The organism is Streptomyces sp. SID11385, from assembly GCF_010548245.1.
In the GTDB taxonomy this organism is placed as follows: Bacteria; Actinomycetota; Actinomycetes; order Streptomycetales; family Streptomycetaceae; genus Streptomyces.
In genome coordinates this window covers 1-948 of record NZ_JAAGLR010000642.1, presented here as the reverse complement: position 1 = coordinate 948, position 948 = coordinate 1, and the positions used below count along the sequence as shown (strand labels likewise).

General features: G+C 77.3%; 1 protein-coding gene and 1 pseudogene. One reads left to right on the top strand and one right to left on the bottom strand.

Going from position 1 to position 948, the window contains the following annotated elements; genetic code table 11:
* The first annotated feature begins 404 nt into the window (after nucleotides 1-404).
* Nucleotides 405-584, top strand: coding sequence for a DUF6104 family protein (locus tag G3I42_RS19500; RefSeq protein WP_007822171.1), 180 nt, complete (start codon nucleotides 405-407; stop codon nucleotides 582-584).
* A gap of 40 nt (nucleotides 585-624) precedes the next feature.
* Here the strand turns inward: G3I42_RS19500 and G3I42_RS19495 are convergent.
* Nucleotides 625-948: pseudogene (locus G3I42_RS19495) on the bottom strand (hypothetical protein); the annotation flags it as partial.

Here is a 948-nt window from a genome sequence, read left to right as displayed (position 1 = left end):
CTCCGGCCCGTCCCCGGCACCCGTACCGCCTCGCCCCCCGTACGAGTGACGGGGCGGACGTGCGCGTGGGTGTGCGCGGGCCGGGCGGGCGTGGCCCGGTCCCCGGCCCTCGTGGCCGCCGGGCGGTCCGTGCCGCGGCGCGTGGTCCGTGTCGTCCCGCCTGTCCCGCGGGTCGCGTGGTCCCCCATGGTGTGTCCCCCGTTCTTCTCCCGCGTGCCTGGCGGGGGCCGATGGGCCGCCGTTCGGTCGTGGCGCGCGGGCAGAGCAGATTAGCCCGTGTGCGGTGCGGGGGCGAGGAGGAAACGGGACACCCGGCCCGCCTATCCTGTGCCACGGACGCCCCGGGCCCCTGCCCGCCGCCCTTACCCCTTCGGCCACCGGCCCAACCAGACGGAGCACGCGACATGTACTTCACCGACCGCGGTATCGAGGAGCTGGAGCGGCGGCGCGGCGAGGAAGAGGTGAGCTTCGAGTGGCTCGCCGAGCAGTTCCGCGTCTTCGTCGACCTCAACCCGGACTTCGAGGTCCCCGTCGAGCGCCTGGCCACCTGGCTCGCCCGCCTCGACGACGAGGACGAGGACTGAGGCCCGCCCCGCGCCGGTCCGCGCGGCCGAGCCCCCCGCCTCACCCCGTCCCCCACCCCCGCGCCGCCCGCATCCGGTCGTAGGCCAGCGCGGAGAGCCCGTGGGCGACCAGCAGCGTGCCCGCGCAGCACCAGCCGTGGTCGCGGCGCCGCAGCCCGTACGCGAGCAGTGGCAGCCCCACCGCGCACTGCGCCCCCGCCAGCAACCGCGCGCCCGGCCCGCGCAGCCAAGGGCCCAGGGCGCCGTGCTCGACCGCGTCGATCTCGTCCCGTACCGCCTCGCGCCAGCCCGACCAGGACAGGGAGCGGTTGCCCGGTACGACGGCGGCGACCGAGCGGAGGCGGTCGGCGGGCTCGCCCGGCAG